This is a genomic window from Streptomyces albidus (ex Kaewkla and Franco 2022) (assembly GCF_013870515.1).
GTDB classification, from domain to species: domain Bacteria; phylum Actinomycetota; class Actinomycetes; order Streptomycetales; family Streptomycetaceae; genus Streptomyces; species Streptomyces albidus.
In genome coordinates this window covers 15,032-32,794 of sequence record NZ_JACBXA010000041.1, presented here as the reverse complement: position 1 = coordinate 32,794, position 17,763 = coordinate 15,032, and the positions used below count along the sequence as shown (strand labels likewise).

Below are 17,763 nucleotides of genomic sequence, written 5' to 3'. Positions count from 1 at the left end.
CGCCCACCCAGGGCTCGGCCAGCACGGCCCACACGGCGAAGGCGACGCTGGCCACGAAGAACGCCCACAGCACCAGCTGCACGGTGCGGCGGCGCTGCGTCATGCGCAGTCCGCGCATGACGGCCCGCTCGGCGAGGTCGTGAGGCACCGCCACGGGCGGTCCGCCCTCCAGCAGACCGCGGACCTCGGTCTCCTTGCGGTCGGGGAGCTTCATGCGACCCCCTCCTTGTCCCGGCCGGCCCCGGCCCTGCCCAGATGCCGGATACCCGTGACGAGGCGCGAGAGACCGTGCTCGGCCGCGTGCACGGCCCCTCCCTGTCCGCCGGCTCCGTCGCCGCCCGGGGCGCCTGAGGGGTTCGCAGGGTTCGAGGCGCGGCTCAGGACCGACGCCATGCCCCGCGTGCACAGCTCCCGCACGCGCTCCACCGGCAGGCCGAGAGCCGCCGCGACCTGCTCCTCGGCCACGCCCTCGTACATCCGCAGCATCAGCATCAGCCGCTCCTGCGGCGACAGGGCGTCCAGGAGCCCGCCGCGAGGGCGGCGGTAGCGCCAGGCGGCGTGCGCGAAGTGGCAGGCGAGATCGTGACGCGTGTGCTCGTACGGATCCTCGCCGCGCAGCCGGTCCCAGTCCGCGTACGTACGGGCGAGGGCGTCCACGAGGAGCTGCTGCGCGGCAGGAGCCGCCCCGAAGACCTCGCCCGTCAGAAGGGTGGCGGCATGCAGCAGCCTGCCTGCCGCGCCCGCGACGAACGCTTCGAACTCCCGGGCCCGGCGGTGTTCTTCCCGGTTCCGCCGTTCTCCCACGGTCTGCGCCTCCCGCCCGCTTTATGGCCATAGGACGGCAGGCTCGCTGATCAAATCAAGAGGCGCGCGAGTCCGTTGCCGTTGAAGGGTGGATGCCGTGCATCGCCGTGTTGAAGCGGGTCAGCAGTGAGCAGAAGGTGTTCCGCTCCTCCTCGCTCCACTCCTCGGTGAGCAGAGCCATCAGTTCGCGGCGCGAGGAGCGCACCTGCTCGAGGCGTGCCGAGCCGAGCTGGGACAGCTTGAGGACGACGGCGCGGCCGTCCTCGGGGTGCGTGGTGCGGGTGACGAGACCCGCGTCGACCAGCGGCGCGACCTGCCGGGTGACGGTCGAGGAGTCGATCCCCATGCCGGAGGCGAGCGCCTTCACGCCCATGGGGCCGATCTGGTCGAGCCTGTTGAGCAACAGGTACGCGGCGCGGTCCATGGAGTTGCGGGCCTGGCCGACACCGCCGAGCCGGGTCTGTTCCGCACGCCGCGCGAAGACGGCGACCTGGTGCTGCATCGCGTCAAGAACTGGACTGCCGTGGTCACTCCCGGCAGACGCCTGATTGGGGCTGTTCTCTGTCATCATGTCCGGTTGCGTGGGCATGGCCGAGGTGCTCGCTTCTTTGGGAAGTTCCAAGGACACGTAAAAACTTCGTTGTACTTACCAGCGTACGTTGCCACGACGCGACCGGTACCTTCGCTGCGCGAACCAGCCCGGGGCGGTATCCTGCACCGCCGTTTCGCGGGGAAGCTGCGAGACTGGCGCCATGGTCTCCCCTCCAGCCGATGTGCCTGCGCTGTCCGTCGACGACATCCGCGCCGCGCAGAAGACGCTCTCCGGCGTCGCCCGTACGACGTCACTGGAAGGCAGCCGGCACCTCAGCTCGCTCGTCGGCTCCCCCGTGCACCTCAAGTGCGAGAACCTCCAGCGCACCGGCTCGTTCAAACTCCGCGGCGCATACGTGCGCATCGCCGGGCTGAGCACCGAGGAGCGGGCTCGCGGCGTGGTCGCCGCGAGCGCCGGCAACCACGCGCAGGGGGTGGCGCTGGCGGCGTCCCTGCTGGGCGTGACCTCCACGGTCTTCATGCCGGAGGGCGCACCTCTGCCGAAGGTCGCCGCGACCCGTGACTACGGGGCGGAGGTGCGCCTGGAGGGCCAGGTCGTCGACGAGACGCTCCGGGCGGCCCAGCAGTACGCGGACGAGACCGGAGCCGTCCTCATCCACCCCTTCGACCACCCCGACGTGGTGGCCGGACAGGGCACTCTCGGACTGGAGATCCTGGAGCAGTGCCCGGAGGTGCGCACGATCGTGGTGGGCGTGGGCGGCGGCGGGCTGCTCGCGGGCATCGCGGTGGCGGTCAAGCAGCTGCGGCCCGACGTACGGCTGGTCGGCGTGCAGGCGGAGGGCGCGGCGGCCTATCCCCCGTCCCTCGCGGCGGGCAAGCCGATGTCGCTGGACTCGGTCTCGACGATGGCCGACGGGATCAAGGTGGGACGGCCCGGGGACGTGCCGTTCAAAATCGTTGGCGACCTCGTCGACGAGGTACGTACGGTGTCCGAAGACGCGCTCTCCAGCGCGCTGCTGCTCTGCCTGGAGCGGGCCAAGCTGGTCGTGGAGCCGGCGGGGGCGAGTCCGGTGGCGGCGCTGCTGTCCCGTCCGGAGTCCTTCGAAGGCCCCGTGGTGGCCGTGCTGTCGGGGGGCAACGTCGATCCACTGGTGATGCAGCGGACGCTGCGGCACGGCATGGCAGCGGCCGGCCGGTATCTGTCCCTGAGGCTGCGGCTGACGGACCGGCCCGGGGCCCTGGCGGCGCTGCTGAGGGAGTTGTCAGTGGCCGACGCTAACGTCCTGGACGTGAGTCACGTACGGACCGATCCGCGGCTCGGGCTCGACGAGGTGGAGGTGGAGCTGCACTTGGAGACGAAGGGCCCGGAGCACTGCAAGGACGTCGCGGACCTTCTGCGGTCCGCCGGATACACGGTGGTCCTGACCCGCTGACCTCCGCACGTCCGACGGGAGATCCCGTCCGCACTCGCGACTGTCGCGAATTCCATTGACGCGATGTATCGCGTCCACACATACTGCTGTCCTGCGCATGCGCGGAACAACAGTCGCCGCTATATGCCGGACATATCCGGTGTGCGTACCATTCACAACCCACTTCTCCACACCCTGGGAGCCCACCTATGCCAGGCGCCATTTACGCGGAGGGTCTGGTCAAGACCTTCGGCGAGGTAAGGGCACTGGACGGCGTCGACCTCGATGTCCCCGAGGGCACCGTCCTGGGTCTGCTCGGGCCGAACGGCGCCGGGAAGACCACCGCCGTACGCGTCCTCACGACCCTCATCCAGCCCGACAGCGGCAAGGCGGTCGTAGCCGGGCTCGACGTGCTCAAGCAGCCCAACGAAGTGCGGCGCTCCATCGGCCTGTCCGGCCAGTTCGCCGCCATCGACGAATACCTGACCGGCAGGGAGAACCTGCAGATGGTCGGCCAGCTCTACCAGCTCTCCTCGCGCGACGCGAAGGCGCGAGCCGCCCAGCTGCTCGACCGCTTCAACCTCGCCGACGCCGCGGACCGCACCGCGAAGACCTACTCCGGCGGCATGCGCCGGCGTCTCGACCTCGCGGCCGCCCTGGTCGTCAGCCCGCCCGTGATGTTCATGGACGAGCCGACCACCGGCCTCGACCCCCGCAACCGGCTTCAACTGTGGGAGGTCATAGAAGAGTTGGTCGCAGGCGGCACCACGCTCCTTCTCACCACGCAGTATCTGGAAGAAGCCGACCGCCTCGCCCACGACATCGCCGTGGTCGACCACGGCAAGGTCATCGCCCGGGGCACGTCCGACCAGCTCAAGGCCCAGACGGGCGGCGAGCGGATCGAGGTCGTCGTACACGAGCGCGAGGAGATCGGCGCGGCCGAGGCGATCCTCGGCAAGCACAGCGTCCAGGGCTCCGCACAGAGCGGCGTCACGGTCGAACAGCACACCCGCAGGCTCACGGTCCCGGTCGCCGGCGGCGCGAAGCTGCTCGCCGAGGTCATCCGCGAGCTGGACTCTCGCGGCATCGAGATCGACGACATCGGCCTCCGCCGCCCCACCCTCGACGACGTCTTCATCACCCTCACCGGCCACGCGGCCGAAGAGGAAGAGAACGGCGTCGCCGCACCGGACGCCGAGGCCGAGGCGAGCGGCAAGAAGCAGCGGAAGTCCCGGAAGCAGAAGAAGGAGGCCGTCAAGTGACTGCCAGTACCTCGGCACCGACGGCTCCCCGTCCCGCCGCCCCGGCCGGCGGCGCTCTGCGCCAGTCCGTCAAGGACTCGCTCACCATGGCGAAGCGCAACCTCATCCGGATGCTGCGCATCCCCGAGGTCGTCATCTTCGGGCTCTTCCAGCCCATCATGTTCGTGGTGCTCTTCAGCTACGTCTTCGGCGGCTCCATCAACCTCCCCGGCGCCGGCCTGGACCCGGCCCTTTACCGCGAGTTCCTGATGGCCGGCATCTTCGCCCAGACGGTCACCTTCGCCACCGCGGGCGCGGGCGCAGGCATCGCGGAGGACATGCACAAGGGTCTGATCGACCGCTTCCGTTCCCTGCCGATGGCCCGCGGCGCGGTGCTCACCGGCCGTACGCTCGCCGACCTCGTGCAGACCGGCCTGACGCTGATAGTGCTGGCGCTCGTCGCGGCGCTCGTCGGCTGGCGCACGCACGAGAACGGGCTGAAGGTGCTGGCCGGGTTCGGGCTGCTGCTCCTCCTGGGGTACGCCTTCACCTGGATCGGCGCCCTGATCGGCCTGACCGTCCGCAGCCCCGAGGCGGCCACCTCCGGTGGCCTGATCTGGCTGTTCCCGCTGACGTTCATCTCGAACGCCTTCGTGCCGTCCCAGAACATGCCGTCGGTGCTGCGGCACATCGCCGAGTGGAATCCCTTCAGCGCCACGGTGCAGGCCTGCCGTGAGCTGTTCGGCAACCTCCCGCCGAGGTATCCGATTCCGGACGCGTGGCCGATGCAGCACCCGGGCTGGGCCTCGCTGATCTGGTCGATCCTGATCATCGCGCTCTTCCGCACGCTGGCGGTGCGCAAGTACAAGTCGGCGAACTCCTGAGGCAACGGCGACATCTCAAAGCAGTGGGCCCCGACCGTCAGTCGGGGCCCACTGCTTTGTCTCCGTCCGTTTCATGGTCCGGCGCCTCAGCCCTGATAAGGCTTGGCCTCCAGGATCTTGACCGACGCCAGCTTGCCGTTGGGAAGCTCGTACTGCGCTTCCGCACCGACCTTCTTGCCGTTCACGCCGCTGCCCAGCGGAGACTGCGGGGAGTACGTCTCGATCTCCGAGCTCGCGTACTCACGCGACGCGAGCAGGAAGCTCACCGTGTCGTCCTCGTCGCCGTCGAAGGCGATCGTCACGACCATGCCGGGGGCCACCACACCGGTGTCCGCAGGAGCCTCGCCGACCTTCGCGTTCTCCAGCAGCTGCTGGAGCTGGCGCACGCGCAGCTCCTGCTTGCCCTGCTCCTCCTTGGCTGCGTGGTACCCGCCGTTCTCGCGGAGGTCACCTTCCTCGCGAGCCGCCTCGATCTTCTTGGAGATCTCGGTACGTGCAGGACCCGACAGGTAGTCCAGCTCCGCCTTGAGCTGGTCGTACGCCTCCTGGGTGAGCCAGGTGACGTTGTCGCTGGTCTGGGTCACAGGTGCTCCTCGTCGGTACTGGGAAACAAAACATCGCCCTGACCCTCAGGCTGCACCTTCAGGGCCGGGCGGAAACTACGAGCCTAACAATTCCGGCCGAAAAGGGAAGGTGGACGAACGCTGCGTGCGAGCTCAGTGACCTTCGGTCCCCTGCGATTCGCACCCGACGAGCTCGCTGCTCGTCGCGCGCGCCGTCGTGCGTACGGAGACCACCGTGTCCACCTGCTCACGGGCACCTCCGACCGGGACGTCCTTGCGCCCCACCTCACCGCCGTCGGCAGCAAGGGCACGCAGCGTGCACACGCCCTCGGCGCCCGCGTCCTTACGGACCTCCAGGTGCACCTCGACGGCGCGGTCGGAGACGACCTTGAACTTGATCATCTCGCCGCTCACCTCCTGGCCGGAGATGTAGGAGGCGCCGAGCCAGCCGATCCCGGCCAGCCCCAGCACGCCCAGCACCGCACCGACGATCTTCAGCCTGCGGTCGGTCCGGGCGTCGCGCTCGCCGCTGCCGGAACGCCCGTACCGGTCCTGCGGCAGGCCTGTGGAACCCGGGGCGCGCTCTCCGCCGGCTTCCGCTCGCACGTCAACCATGGCCGGTCCATTTCAGTCACGTCAGGGGTGGTGGGAATCGGGAATACATCGGGGTGCCGATTCGGTCACTATAGGAGGCGCCCGCCGTGACGAGTTGACGAGGATCAAGTCTTGACTGACCAGCTGCGACTGATGGCCGTGCACGCGCACCCCGACGACGAGTCGAGCAAGGGTGCCGCCACGATGGCCAAGTACGTGTCCGAGGGGGTGGACGTACTGGTCGCCACCTGCACCGGAGGCGAACGCGGCTCCATCCTCAACCCCAAGCTCCAGGGCGACCCGTACATCGAGGAACACATCCACGAGGTGCGCAAGAAGGAGATGGACGAAGCCCGGGAGATCCTCGGCGTGAAGCAGGCGTGGCTCGGCTTCGTCGACTCCGGGCTCCCCGAGGGCGATCCCCTGCCTCCGCTGCCGGAGGGCTGTTTCGCGGTGCAGGACGTCGACTTCGCAGCGGGCGCCCTGGTGCGCCTGATCCGCGAGTTCAAGCCGCACGTGGTCACCACGTACGACGAGAACGGCGGCTATCCGCACCCGGACCACATCATGACCCACAAGATCTCGATGGCCGCCTTCGAGGCGGCGGGCGACCCGGGGAAGTACCCGGAGGCAGGTCCCGCCTGGCAGCCGCAGAAGATCTACTACAACCAGGGCTTCAACCGTCCGCGCACGCAGGCTCTGCACGACGCGCTCGTCGAGCGCGGGCTGGACTCCCCGTACGGCGAGTGGCTCGAGCGGTGGAAGTCGATGGGCCGCGAGCGCACCCTCACCACCTACGTGCCCTGCGGGGACTTCTTCGAGATCCGCGACAAGGCGTTGATCGCGCACGCCACACAGATCGATCCCGACGGGGGCTGGTTCCGGGTCCCGCTGGAGTTCCAGCGGGAGGTCTGGCCGACGGAGGAGTACGAGCTGGCGAAGTCGCTGGTGGACACCTCGCTACCCGAGGACGACCTCTTCGCGGGCATCCGCGACAATTGAAGACATGACCCTGACCAGTCCGACGCAGACCACCGTGGTCCAGCTCCTCCCCTTCGCGAAGGACCTGGACGAGAACAAGGTGACTCCGGGCGTCCTCGGCTTCATCGTCTTCGCCGCGATGGGCATCGCGGTGTGGATGCTGATGAAGTCGATGCACCGGCACATGAACAAGGTCGACTTCGAGGAGAGTGAGCCGGATTCGGGCGGCAGCGCGCAGACCGGCGCCGCCACGGCCACCTCCTCCTCGAAGGCCTCGGCCACCTCGTCGGCGTCCAAGGACGGAGAACGCCCCGGCTCCGGCGACTGAGAAGGACACACGCGTACGTAGGACGGGAGTTCCGCCATGTTGTTCGGCAGCCACAAGAATCACCTCCCGACCGCGGAGGAGGCCCTTCCGGGCCGCCCCGAGCGGGAGTTCTCGGTGCCGGAGCGCCACACGGTCCTCGGCAATCCGCTGCTCGGTCCCTACCCGGAGGGCCTCGAAGTCGCCGACTTCGGCATGGGCTGCTTCTGGGGAGCGGAGCGGATCTTCTGGCGTGCCGACGGCGTCTGGACGACCCTCGTCGGATACCAGGGCGGTCAGACCCCGAACCCTTCGTACGAAGAGGTCTGTTCGGGCATGACCGGGCACACCGAGGCGGTACGTGTGGTCTTCGACCCGTCGAAGATCTCGTACGGCACGCTGCTCAAGCTCTTCTGGGAGTCCCACGACCCCACACAGGGCTTCCGCCAGGGCAACGACAGGGGTACGCAGTACCGTTCGGCGATCTACACCCACCCCCACACGTTGTCGGGGAGGCCGCAGGGCACCGCGCAGCAGTCTGAGGCGGAGGCCTCACGGGACGCGTACCAGAAGGTCCTCACCTCGGCCGGACATGCCGCCATCACGACGGAGATCCTTCCGGCGGAGGACCGCCCCTTCTACCCGGCCGAGGGCTACCACCAGCAGTACCTGGACAAGAACCCCGCGGGCTACTGCGGCATCGGCGGCACGGGCGTCTCCTGCCCGGTGGGGGTGACCAAGACGGAGAGCTGAGGCCGACGACTCCGGGCCTCTTGGCTGATCTGTACCAACTGACATGACGGAAGTCGTTCTCCCCTCGTACAGCTACTGAGGGTGGTGGCAAGGCTGCCCATCGCGGCCATCCTCAGATATGTGACCTCCGCAATGTCCAGCATCTGACATGCGTGATAGGAACTGACAGCTCGACTTTCACCCGCTCTTCCAGAGTTCTCTTCTGGAGAGCCCGTTGAACGTCGCTGCTTTACGCGCGGCGAGGCAGCCTGCTCGTCCAGGCGCACTTCGGACAGTTCCGCTCCTGTTAGGACACCCATGTCACTCGAATCTGTGACGAACAGCATCGACAAAGCCGTAAATTCCCTCTTCGACCCCGTCGCCACCTGGCTGACCGAAGTCGTTTTCTATGCTGTTCCCGTCGGCGGCACGGAGCTGCCTCTCATCGTTGCCTGGCTCGTGGTCGCCGGCCTGGTCTTCACCACATGGTTCGGCGTCGTCCAGTTCCGCAAGTTCAAGCTCGCGATCGACGTCGTACGCGGGAAGCACGACGAGTCGGGTTCCCCCGGCGAGGTCAACCACTTCCAGGCACTGACCGCCGCGGTCTCCGGCACGGTCGGACTCGGCAACATAGCCGGTGTAGGCGTCGCTGTGAGCATCGGCGGCGCGGGCGCGACTTTCTGGATGATCTTGTGTGGCCTGCTCGGCATGGCCACGAAGTTCGTCGAGGTCACCCTCGGTGTGAAGTACCGCGAGGAGCACGAGGACGGCACCGTCTCGGGCGGCCCCATGCACTACCTCCCGAAAGGGCTTGCTGACCGCTTCGGAAATCCCGGCAAAATCTTCGGCTCCATCCTCGCCGGTCTCGCCTCGATCATGATCCTCTTCTTCGGCCTCTTCGGCGGCAACCTGTTCCAGATCAACCAGAGTTACACCCAGCTCGCCGCCACCACAGGCGGCGACGACGGTCCTCTCGGTTCCTCGGGCGGCGCCCTCTTCTTCGGAGTGCTGGTTGCCGCTCTGGTGGGCATCGTGTTGATCGGTGGCATACGCTCCATCGCCTCAGTTACGAGTCGCCTCGTACCGGCCATGGCGATCATGTACGTCCTGGCCTGCTTGGCGGTCATCGGATGGAACGCCGGTGCGGTGCCCGGTGCTATCGGCACGATCATCGACGGCGCGTTCAATCCGGAGGGTGTCGCGGGTGGCGTCATCGGCGCTCTTATCGTCGGTTTCCAGCGCGCCGCTTTCTCGAACGAGGCAGGGCTGGGGTCCGCGCCCATCGCACATTCCGCGGTGAAGACGAAGCACCCCGCCAGCGAGGGCCTGGTCGCGCTCCTGGAACCGTTCATCGACACGGTCGTCATCTGCACGATGACGGCACTCACCATCGTCATCGCCAAGCCCGCCAGCTGGAAGGTGGGCAAGGAAGTCGAGGGCGTCTCCGTCACCTCGGACGCCTTCGGCACCGTGCTGCCGTGGTTCCCGCACCTTCTTACCGTCGCAGTCCTGCTGTTCGCGTTCTCCACGGTGCTGACCTGGGGCTACTACGGCCTCAAGGCCTGGTGCTATCTCTTCGGCCGCAGCCGGGCCAGCGAGATGCTCTTCAAGGTGATCTACAGCGTGTTCGCCGTCGCCGGCTCGCTGCTCTCCCTCGAAACCCTCATCAGCATGGCGGACGCAGTGCTCTTCATGCTGGCCGTCTTCAACATCATCGGCCTCTACCTGCTCGCCCCCGTAGTCAAGCGGGAGCTCAACTCCTTCGTGGCTCACGTACGTGGGGCGCCGCGCAGTGGCACACAAGGAGCGGACGCCGACGCCGATCTGTCGGTGAAGAGCTGACGTACGTGTGGACGGTGACCGCGCCGCTCACGAGGTAGGACTGCGTGCTGCCGGGGCCCTGTGCAGACCGATCGCACACTCCCGCGCGGCTCGACGCCCACGCACAGCGGGGCCGAGGCCGAAGCGGGACCGGGGAGGGCTCCGCCCGGCCCCGGCGACGCCTGCCCGTTCCACCGGCTGAAGCTCGTCACCATCTGAACCTGGGCACGGGAACCCCGCGGGCTACTGCGGCACGGGCGTCTCCTGCCCGGTGGGGGTCGCACCGGCCGCGGGCTGATGCGGGCCGGGCCGGAGCTGGTCCCCACTCGTGGTGACCAGCTCCGGCCGCCCTCGCAGCGCCATCGCCGCGAACAGGGCGGACCGCGTATCCATGCGCGCCGCCCGTCGGCGTGCGGAGCGTCCCGCCGTCAGGCCGTCCTGGATCGGCAGAAACAGCAGCAAAGGACTCCTTGAGACCCGGGCCGTTTCGACCCGGGTCTCAAGGAGTCCTGCTGTTGTGGGGTCCCCGGGAAGCCCCGATCAACGCTTTCACACGTTTCTCGGAATTCACCGGGAACCTGACCGGTGCCCGGCAAGCACTCCTTTCGAAGTCCTGCCGTGGTTAACCGGTCCAATTACAAGCATTACTCCGATTTGCGACAGGGTCAAACGGCTCGGTGAGCCGGCTCAGCGCTGGGCGATGTGACGTCGGCGCGGGCTAGACGCTCTCGGTGTCGCCGGAGGTTTCGCCCACGTACCCGAGGCGTTCGGACAGCTGGTCCGCTGCTTCGCGCGCCAGTGGAATCAGCCCGAGAAGCTCGTCGCGTCCGGCTCGGACGGACGGGATCGAGATGCTCAACGCGGCCACGACGACGGCGCGATGGTCCCGTACGGGAACCGCTGAGGCCACCACGCCGGGCACGCGCTCCTGCAGCGACAGCGCGTATCCGTCCTCACGGATCGTGGCCAGTTCGGCGGCGAGCCGGGTGGCGTCGAGGTCGTCGCCCCCGTCTGCGACGGGCAGCTCACCGTCCAGCACACGCCGGCGCAGACGCTCGTCGGCGAAGGCGAGCAGCAGCTTCCCCGGAGCGCCCTGATACGGAGGCCGGGCCGCACCGAGGTCGGTGTAGGTGCGCCGCAGAGCGTGCGGGGACTCCGCCTGGGCGATGGTGCGGCGGCTGGGCATGTCGTCGAGGATGTGCAGCCCCACCGTCTCGGTGCTGCGGTCGCGCAGCCACGCCATGACGGGACCCGCCTGAGCTTCCAGCGAGATCTGCTGACGGGCGACCTCGGCCAGCCCCAGCAGGCGGGGGCCGAGGCAGTAGCTGCTCGTATCGGGCACCTGGCTCAGCACACCGTGCGAGACGAGCGCGGTCACCAGACGGTGCGCCGTGCCACGCGCCAGCCCTGTGGCGCGGGCCAGTTCGGACACTCCGACCACCGGGCGCGCGGTGGAGAAGACCGACAGCAACGACATGGCCCTGTCGATGGACTGCACGCCCGCAGCACCGTGCTGTCCGTTCACCTTGTCCCCCACGCCGTCCCCCACGCGCCTCGCACTCACCCTCGATCGATCGGCGACCGAGTCTTGCGCCCGATCACTGGTCGACCCTATCGTGCCCACGATACAGGCCACTGTTCCGCAATGTGGTCACTCAGATTTCGAACGGGAGGCCGGGTGGAGACGACGACGGCAACGAAGCCGGAGACGCCGCACGTACCGCAGGAGCGCTTCGATCAGCTCCGCGGCCGCGTGGGGATGTTCCTCGGCCCCCTCGCGTTCGCCGCTGTGCTGCTGTTCGCCGACGGACTGCCGGGCGCCCAGCGCCCGCTCGCCGCGATCTTCGCGCTGGTGATGATCTGGTGGATCTCTGAAGCGGTCCCCCTCGCGGTCACCGCCCTGCTCGCAGTCTCGCTGTGCGTGCTGCTCGGTGTCGGCAACGAGGACACGGTCTTCGGTGCGTTCGCCAACGACACCATCTTCACGTTCCTCGGCGGCTTCGTGATCGCCCGCGCGATGACCGTGCACGGCCTGGACCGGCGTATCGCGCTGCGCATGCTGGCCGTCCGCGGCGTGGTCCGCTCGCCCGCGCGGACAGTCATCGCGTTCGGCGGCCTCGCCGCCACGATCTCCGCGTTCATATCCAACACGGCCACGGTGGCCATGCTGTTCCCGATCGCGCTCGGCGTGATCGCCTCGGTCAGCTCGATCAGCACCGCCGGCACCGGCCGCGATCTGCGCCGCTCCCGCACCTCGGTCGCGCTGCTCCTTGCCGTCGCGTACGGAGCGAGCATCGGCGGGCTGTTCACGCCGGTCGGCGCACCGCACCAGCTCATCGGACGCCAGCTCATCGAGAAGCAGACCGGCGAGACGGTCGGCTTCCTCGACTGGGTCCTGCTGTTCGCGCCGATCGTGATCGTCATGTTCGCCGTGCTGAGCGTGGTCCTGCTGATGCTGAACCGTCCGGAGGTCAGCGAGCTCGAAGGCGCCGAGCAGTACGTCGCGGAGGAACGCTCGAAGCTCGGCGCGTTCAGCCCCGGCGAACGGAACACCCTCATCGCCTTCGCGGTCGCGGTGCTGCTGTGGGCCGGGCCCGGCGTGCTTCAGGCCGTGCTCGGCGAACACCACCCGCTGGTCGAATGGGTGCTGGAGCACGTCACCGAGGGCGTTGCGGCGATCCTCGCGGCCACGCTTCTGTTCCTGCTTCCGGTGCCGGGCGCGAAGAGCAAGGCGACTCTGGAGTGGTCGGACGCGGCGAAGATCGACTGGGGCACGATCCTCCTCTTCGGCGCCGGCATCGTGCTGGGCACCCTCAGCTCCGAGACGGGCCTGGCGCAGACGCTCGGCGACGGTCTGTCGGAACTGATCGGCGTCTCCTCGCTGACGAGCGTGACGATCCTGGCGGCGGTCACGGCTCTGGTGATCTCAGAGACGACCAGCAACACCGCGAGCGTCGGCATCGTGCTGCCGATCGTGCTGCCCATGGCGCAGTCACTCGGCGTCGACCCGCTCATACCCGGCCTGGTCGCCACCGCGGCGTCCGGCTACGGATTCATGCTTCCTGTCAGCACCCCGCCCAACGCGATCGTCTACGGCTCGGGGCTCATCCCCATCACGCGCATGGTGCGTTCGGGAATCGTCTTCGACGTGCTCGGCGTGGCCATCCTCGTGACCGGCGTCCTGACGCTCGCACCGATGGTGGGACTGTGACGGAAACACACCCTGTACGACATGGACGAGCAGTGAAAAGAGGAACCGGATTGGCCAGCAGCACAATCGCCGACGTGATCACCGAGGCCGTCGAACAGCCTTTGCCCGACGACGTGTTCGCCATGGCGCGACGCACGTTGCTCAACGTGGCGGGCACAGCGGTCGGTGCGAGCCGCCACGAGGCCGTGGACGCCGTCGTATCCCACTCCCGTGGAGTCGCACGGGTACCTGGACGACGTACGAAGGTCGCTCCGGTCGACGCCGCCCTCGCCACGGGGATCGCCGCCCATCTCGACGACTTCGACGACACGCACCTGGCCACCGTCATCCACCCGGGAGCAGCCTGCCTCGGCGCACTGGCCGCACTCGAACCCGAGGTCGGCGCCTTGCCGGCCACGGACGTCCTGAACGCCTACGCCTGGGGCTGTGAGCTCCAACTCCGCCTGGGCGTGGCGGTGTCGCCGTCGCACTACGACCTCGGATGGCACATCACCGGCACCTGCGGGGCGTTCGGTGCAGCAGCGACCTCGGCGCTGCTGCTCGGCCTCCGCGGGGAGCGCCTGGCGTCTGCACTGTCGTGGGGGATCAGCCGCGGTCTCGGCATGCGGGAGGGCTTCGGCACCATGACGAAGCCGTTCCACCCGGGCAAGGCCGCGGCCAACGGCGTACTGGCCGCCCGGTCGGCCGCCGCCGGAGCACCTGGGCCGGACAGGGCGCTGGAGGGCTTCGTCGAAACGCTCACCAGGGAATACGACGAGCGGCAGTTCCTCGGTGAGTTCGGCGACCGCTTCGAGCTCCGCTACAACACCTTCAAGCCCTACCCGTGCGGGATCGTCACGCACCCGGTGATCGAGGCGGGGGAACACCTCGCCGAACCGATCAAGGCCGCCGGCGGTGTCGAGGCGGTTGAGGGGGTCGCGGTTCACTGCCACCCGCTCGTCCCCGAACTCACCGGCAACCCGAATCCGCTCGACGGGTTGCAGGCACGGTTCTCCACCGTGCACGGCGTCGCGGCCGGGCTGCTGCTCGGTCTCGTCGATCTCTCCGCGTACGAGGACGACTTCGTGAGGTCGGAGGCGATGAAGCAGGTGCGCAGCAAGGTGCGACTGCTCGCCGCGCCGGAGCGCGCCCGGGCGGAGGCCGAGGTCGTGGTCACCATGAAGGACGGCGCCACGTTGCGCCACCACGTGCGGACGGCCCGGGGCAGCCAGGAGATGCCGCTGACCGAAGCCGACCTGTACTCCAAGGTCTCCAGGCTCATCGAGCCGGTGCTGCCCGGCAGGACGGACTCCGTCGTGAAGGCCGTCTCAGGTGAAGGACCCGACTACTTGACCACGCTCATGAACGCCTGCGTCGGGGAGGAAGACTGATGACGGACGTAAGCGCTTCGCTGGTTCAGTTCTCGTTGTCCGGAGGCTCCTCGATACCGGACGGGCTCCGTTCCGCGGTCTCCGACCTCCCTGCCGCGTCGTCTGCCGGGGAGGACGGGCACCTGGCTGCGGTGCGCTCGGCCTACCCGGAAGGGGATGTCCGTGCGGACGTCCTCGAATCGGCTGCGGGGCTGGCGCGTTCAGGCGTGCACCCGCTTCTTGCCGCCACCGCCTCCGTGGCCAGGCTCCGCAACGACGCGAGGGCTGTGGAGGCGACCGTGCTCGGGTGCGAAGTCGCCTGCCGGCTGGCGGCGTTGCTCGATGTACGGCCGGACGCGCTGTCCGTCGTCGGCGCCGCGCTCGCCGGATCCACCGATCCAGCAGGGGCACTTCACGCGCTCGGGCTCGCATCCACCCAGACGACGACCGTCTCAGGGAGTTCCGGAGAGGGCGCCGAGGGCCAGGAGGAAGTCGCAGCGCTGCGTACCGCCTTCGCGGCTGCGGACGGTTTGGAGGCCGCGCTGCTCGGCGAGCGCGGTTTCACCGCACCGGAAGCGCCCGTCGAAGGCAGGCGGGGGCTCCTCGCATTGCTGGCACCGGCAGTCGACGCGCAGGAGTTGGTGAGCGAGTTGGGGACCCGTTGGCACGCCGAGGCGGTCCTCTAGGAGTAGGCGAACGAGCTTCGCGGACGGTCCGGGCCGGACCGTCCGCGGCCACACTCCGAGCGGGGCCGGCAACCGTACGGTCGCCGGCCCCGCTCGGCTTTCGATCAACGGCTCACGATGCCCGTCGGGGCAGCCTGATGTGAGTGATCGGGCGCGCCGCGCCGGTACTCGTGGTTCTGGTCGGGGCTCGGCGGGGCGTCCGGGTCGCGCCACTCGAAGAGCAGGATCGTCGCGTCGTCCTGCAGGTGGCCGCCGTGGTGGCGGATGATCGACTGCATGAGGATGCGCAGCACCTCGTAGGTGGTGACGCCGGCCGCGGTGGCCCGGACCAGGAAGTCGATGAAGTTCTCCAGCCCGAAGCGCTCACCGGTCTTGGAGAGCGCTTCGACGATGCCGTCGCTGTAGAGGAGCACCCGGTCCCCGGGCCGGAGTTGAGCCTTCTGGACGACCCTGCGCCCCTCGTCGAGATAGCCGAGCCCGAGAGGCAGTTCGGGCGGTCGGTCCAGGGTGTCGGGCACAAGCCGTTCGTTGCGGATCAGCAGTGGTGTGGGATGGCCGCAGTTGATCCAGCTCCACACTCCGCTCTCCAGGTTGAGGTTGCCGAAGACTCCGGTGCAGAAGCGGTCGGGAAACACCTCGTGGATGCTCCTGTCGATGCCTGAGACCAGCTCCTCGAGACCGGCTCCGTTGCGCCGTGCGTTGCGGCATCCCGCCATCGTGACCGACGAGGTCAGCCCGGCCGCCAGGTCGTGACCCATCGCGTCGATGACCGTCGTGTGCAGGCCCTCGCCTATCAGGGAGTGGTCGAAGGCGTCCCCGCCCAACTCGTCGGCCGGTTCGAGGACTGCGGTGGAGACCACACGGTCCGTGCCGAGCGTGCGGGGCGGCAGGAACGCCCAGACCATCTCCGAGGGCAGTGAGAACGGCTCGCTGCGCTGAACCCGCTTGTAGTCGTCGCTGTGCGCTCCCTTGGTGAGCACGAGCAGGGTCACCAGCGATGCCAGCAGCCTGCAGAAGTGCAGGGTCTGGCCGTCCAGGGTGGTTGTACGCACATGGAGCACGCCGATCCGCTCGACCCCGTTCAGCAGGGGGAGCCACAGCTCCAGAGCTCCGTCGTCGTGTCCCGACATGCGCAGAGACGTCGTCCGATAGCACAGGCCCGCGAGGGTCTCGTCGACGGAGATGCCCCCGTGTCCGCCGCGGGGCGGCATGATCAGCGGGATGAGGCACGTCTGGGTCTCGTCGATCACGAAGATCCCGACATGCCCGAGCCCCATCTCCCGGGACAGCTCGTCCACGACTCGCGGAATGTCCGTCGGAGCGACCTCGTGAGACCGGTCCAGCAGCTCCCCGAGCACCTGAGCGGCAGTCTCGCTGAGATGAGCCTGTTTCTCGCGACCTCCCACCGCCCCACCTCCCATCGCAACTTCATGCTGCTACGCAGGAGCATTTCCGGCAAATCGGAACAGTTACCGAGGGTGACCACCCTGATCTGTCCTGTGCGGGCTGCCTCCGGCCGCCCCCTCAGCCGGTTTCCGGGGGCGGAATCGGGGGCCCGGCGGGTATGCAGTACGCAGCACGTCGCCCGAAGGCCTGCCCGAAGCGACCCGACGACGGAGAGCCATGCTGAACGCCCTGACCGACCGCCTCCCCGCCCCCGGAGAAGCCCTGCCGGGACGCCCGGAGCCGATGTTCTCCGTCCCGGAGACGCACACCGTGCTCGGCACCCGCCTGCTCGGCCCTTATCCGGAGGGCTTTGAGACGGCCGACTTCGCACTCGGCTGCTTCTGGGGAGCGGAGCGCCGGTTCTGGCGTACGCCCGGCGTGTGGACCACCCTCGTCGGCTTCCAGGGCGGCACCACCGCGCACCCCATCTCCGAAGAGGTGGCGAGCGGGCGGACCGGCCACGCCGAGACCGTACGCGCCGTCTTCGACCCGTCGAAGGTCACGTACGGCACACTGCTGAAGCTCTTCTGGGAGTCCCACGACCCCACTCAGGGCTTCCGCCAGGGCAACGACGTCGGCACGTACTGCCGCTCGATGGTCTTCCACCACTCCTCCGCACAGAAAGCCGCGGCGGAGGAGACTCGCGATGCCTACCAACGGGCCCTCACCGACGCGGGGTTCGGTGCCGTGACCACCGAGATCGTCTCCGCCGAGGCCTTCCCCTTCTATCCGGGGGAGGCACGCCACCAGCAGTACCTCGACAAGAACCCGGGCGGCTACTGCGGCCTCGGCGGCACGGGGATCCGCTGCCCGTAGCCCGGGGGCGAGCGATCCGAGAGCGCCCTGTGAGCGGGGCGGCGGTGCCGACGTGACCACGCATGAGGACGCACCGGGTCGCGTCAACTCGTAATTCGTCTGGGGTACTTCGCGTACAGGCAACTCGCTGCTCCTCGGGCTGCGGAGTCCATCGGCGTCGCGGCCGGCCTCAGGCGTACTTCCGTGCACCCGACGAGTCGCAGCGGGCGGACCGGTGGGGGATCCCCCCCCACCGGTCAAGGCGGCTTCGGCTACGGGGACTTCGTACGGGCGGCCCTGAGGGCAGGCCGCACCGGCGCGGCGTCCGCTACAGGGCAGGGGAACGCCGCAGTCACCTCGCGAAATGACGACGAAGGACCGCGAGTTC

Annotated in this window: 19 protein-coding genes and 1 pseudogene; 12 read left to right on the top strand and 8 right to left on the bottom strand. The window is 68.6% G+C overall.

Annotation, left to right across the window (positions count from 1 at the left end; translation table 11 throughout):
* The 3 genes from H5J26_RS09950 to H5J26_RS09940 all read right to left on the bottom strand — a co-directional run.
* Positions 1–214 (bottom strand): hypothetical protein (locus tag H5J26_RS09950; protein WP_181765395.1); only part of this gene is annotated, 214 nt, incomplete at its 3' end.
* Positions 211–804 (bottom strand): sigma factor-like helix-turn-helix DNA-binding protein, encoded by a 594-nt coding sequence (locus H5J26_RS09945; protein WP_181765394.1) that lies wholly within the window; start codon positions 802–804, stop codon positions 211–213. The genes H5J26_RS09950 and H5J26_RS09945, both read right to left, overlap by 4 nt.
* 55 nt (positions 805–859) lie before the next feature.
* Positions 860–1,393, bottom strand: coding sequence for a MarR family winged helix-turn-helix transcriptional regulator (locus tag H5J26_RS09940; protein WP_181765393.1), 534 nt, complete (start codon positions 1,391–1,393; stop codon positions 860–862).
* Between the two features lie 163 nt (positions 1,394–1,556).
* Between H5J26_RS09940 and ilvA the strand changes: the two genes are divergently transcribed.
* The 3 genes from ilvA (at position 1,557) to H5J26_RS09925 (ending at position 4,893) form a co-directional block, all read left to right on the top strand.
* Entirely contained in the window at positions 1,557–2,789 is a 1,233-nt protein-coding gene (gene ilvA / locus H5J26_RS09935; RefSeq protein ID WP_181765392.1) for a threonine ammonia-lyase, read from the top strand.
* Between the two features lie 188 nt (positions 2,790–2,977).
* Positions 2,978–4,030, top strand: a complete 1,053-nt coding sequence (locus H5J26_RS09930) for an ATP-binding cassette domain-containing protein (RefSeq protein WP_181765391.1) — start codon at positions 2,978–2,980, stop codon at positions 4,028–4,030.
* A gap of 86 nt (positions 4,031–4,116) precedes the next feature.
* Positions 4,117–4,893 (top strand): ABC transporter permease, encoded by a 777-nt coding sequence (locus tag H5J26_RS09925; RefSeq protein ID WP_181765399.1) that lies wholly within the window; start codon positions 4,117–4,119, stop codon positions 4,891–4,893.
* 86 nt (positions 4,894–4,979) lie between these two features.
* On the opposite strand, the gene greA is transcribed toward H5J26_RS09925, so the two are convergent.
* Together greA and H5J26_RS09915 are read right to left on the bottom strand one after the other, a co-directional pair.
* Positions 4,980–5,477: a transcription elongation factor GreA gene (greA, locus tag H5J26_RS09920; protein ID WP_181765390.1), complete on the bottom strand. Its 498-nt coding sequence runs from the start codon at positions 5,475–5,477 to the stop codon at positions 4,980–4,982.
* A 132-nt stretch (positions 5,478–5,609) separates the two neighbouring features.
* Positions 5,610–6,071 carry a DUF4307 domain-containing protein gene (locus H5J26_RS09915; RefSeq protein WP_181765389.1) on the bottom strand — a complete coding sequence of 154 codons (462 nt, stop codon included), beginning with the start codon at positions 6,069–6,071 and terminating at the stop codon, positions 5,610–5,612.
* A gap of 111 nt (positions 6,072–6,182) precedes the next feature.
* Here H5J26_RS09915 and mca point away from each other — a divergent pair, with 111 nt between their 5' ends.
* The 5 genes and pseudogenes from mca to H5J26_RS32415 form a co-directional block, all read left to right on the top strand.
* Entirely contained in the window at positions 6,183–7,052 is an 870-nt protein-coding gene (gene mca / locus H5J26_RS09910; protein ID WP_181765388.1) for a mycothiol conjugate amidase Mca, read from the top strand.
* A gap of 4 nt (positions 7,053–7,056) precedes the next feature.
* The gene (locus H5J26_RS09905; protein WP_181765387.1) at positions 7,057–7,359 is read left to right on the top strand and encodes a hypothetical protein; all 303 of its coding nucleotides are present in this window, start codon (positions 7,057–7,059) and stop codon (positions 7,357–7,359) included.
* Between the two features lie 36 nt (positions 7,360–7,395).
* Positions 7,396–8,088: a peptide-methionine (S)-S-oxide reductase MsrA gene (gene msrA, locus H5J26_RS09900; protein ID WP_181765386.1), complete on the top strand. Its 693-nt coding sequence runs from the start codon at positions 7,396–7,398 to the stop codon at positions 8,086–8,088.
* 297 nt (positions 8,089–8,385) lie between these two features.
* Positions 8,386–9,909: an alanine/glycine:cation symporter family protein gene (locus H5J26_RS09895; RefSeq protein ID WP_181765385.1), complete on the top strand. Its 1,524-nt coding sequence runs from the start codon at positions 8,386–8,388 to the stop codon at positions 9,907–9,909.
* Between the two features lie 164 nt (positions 9,910–10,073).
* Positions 10,074–10,186: pseudogene (locus H5J26_RS32415) on the top strand (peptide-methionine (S)-S-oxide reductase); the annotation flags it as partial.
* Here H5J26_RS32415 and H5J26_RS09890 read toward each other — a convergent pair.
* Both H5J26_RS09890 and H5J26_RS32235 read right to left on the bottom strand, forming a co-directional pair.
* Positions 10,132–10,350, bottom strand: coding sequence for a hypothetical protein (locus tag H5J26_RS09890; RefSeq protein ID WP_181765384.1), 219 nt, complete (start codon positions 10,348–10,350; stop codon positions 10,132–10,134). The pseudogene H5J26_RS32415 and the gene H5J26_RS09890 overlap by 55 nt on opposite strands.
* A 256-nt stretch (positions 10,351–10,606) precedes the next feature.
* Positions 10,607–11,425, bottom strand: a complete 819-nt coding sequence (locus tag H5J26_RS32235) for an IclR family transcriptional regulator (protein ID WP_181765383.1) — start codon at positions 11,423–11,425, stop codon at positions 10,607–10,609.
* 141 nt (positions 11,426–11,566) lie between these two features.
* Here H5J26_RS32235 and H5J26_RS09880 point away from each other — a divergent pair, with 141 nt between their 5' ends.
* Genes H5J26_RS09880 through H5J26_RS09870 form a run of 3 tightly spaced genes read left to right on the top strand, consistent with a single transcriptional unit; the run spans position 11,567 to position 15,134 of the window.
* Positions 11,567–13,099 carry an SLC13 family permease gene (locus H5J26_RS09880; protein ID WP_181765382.1) on the top strand — a complete coding sequence of 511 codons (1,533 nt, stop codon included), beginning with the start codon at positions 11,567–11,569 and terminating at the stop codon, positions 13,097–13,099.
* Positions 13,100–13,149: 50 nt separating this feature from the next.
* Positions 13,150–14,469: an MmgE/PrpD family protein gene (locus tag H5J26_RS09875; protein WP_181765381.1), complete on the top strand. Its 1,320-nt coding sequence runs from the start codon at positions 13,150–13,152 to the stop codon at positions 14,467–14,469.
* On the top strand, positions 14,469–15,134 hold the full coding sequence (locus H5J26_RS09870; RefSeq protein WP_181765380.1) for an MmgE/PrpD family protein: 666 nt from the start codon (positions 14,469–14,471) through the stop codon (positions 15,132–15,134). Before H5J26_RS09875 ends, H5J26_RS09870 begins: the two co-directional genes overlap by 1 nt.
* A 104-nt stretch (positions 15,135–15,238) precedes the next feature.
* Here H5J26_RS09870 and H5J26_RS09865 read toward each other — a convergent pair whose 3' ends face one another.
* On the bottom strand, positions 15,239–16,540 hold the full coding sequence (locus H5J26_RS09865) for a PP2C family protein-serine/threonine phosphatase (RefSeq protein WP_309237851.1): 1,302 nt from the start codon (positions 16,538–16,540) through the stop codon (positions 15,239–15,241).
* A gap of 217 nt (positions 16,541–16,757) precedes the next feature.
* Here H5J26_RS09865 and msrA (H5J26_RS09860) point away from each other — a divergent pair, with 217 nt between their 5' ends.
* Positions 16,758–17,396, top strand: coding sequence for a peptide-methionine (S)-S-oxide reductase MsrA (gene msrA / locus H5J26_RS09860; RefSeq protein ID WP_181765378.1), 639 nt, complete (start codon positions 16,758–16,760; stop codon positions 17,394–17,396).
* Positions 17,397–17,763: the final 367 nt, after the last annotated feature.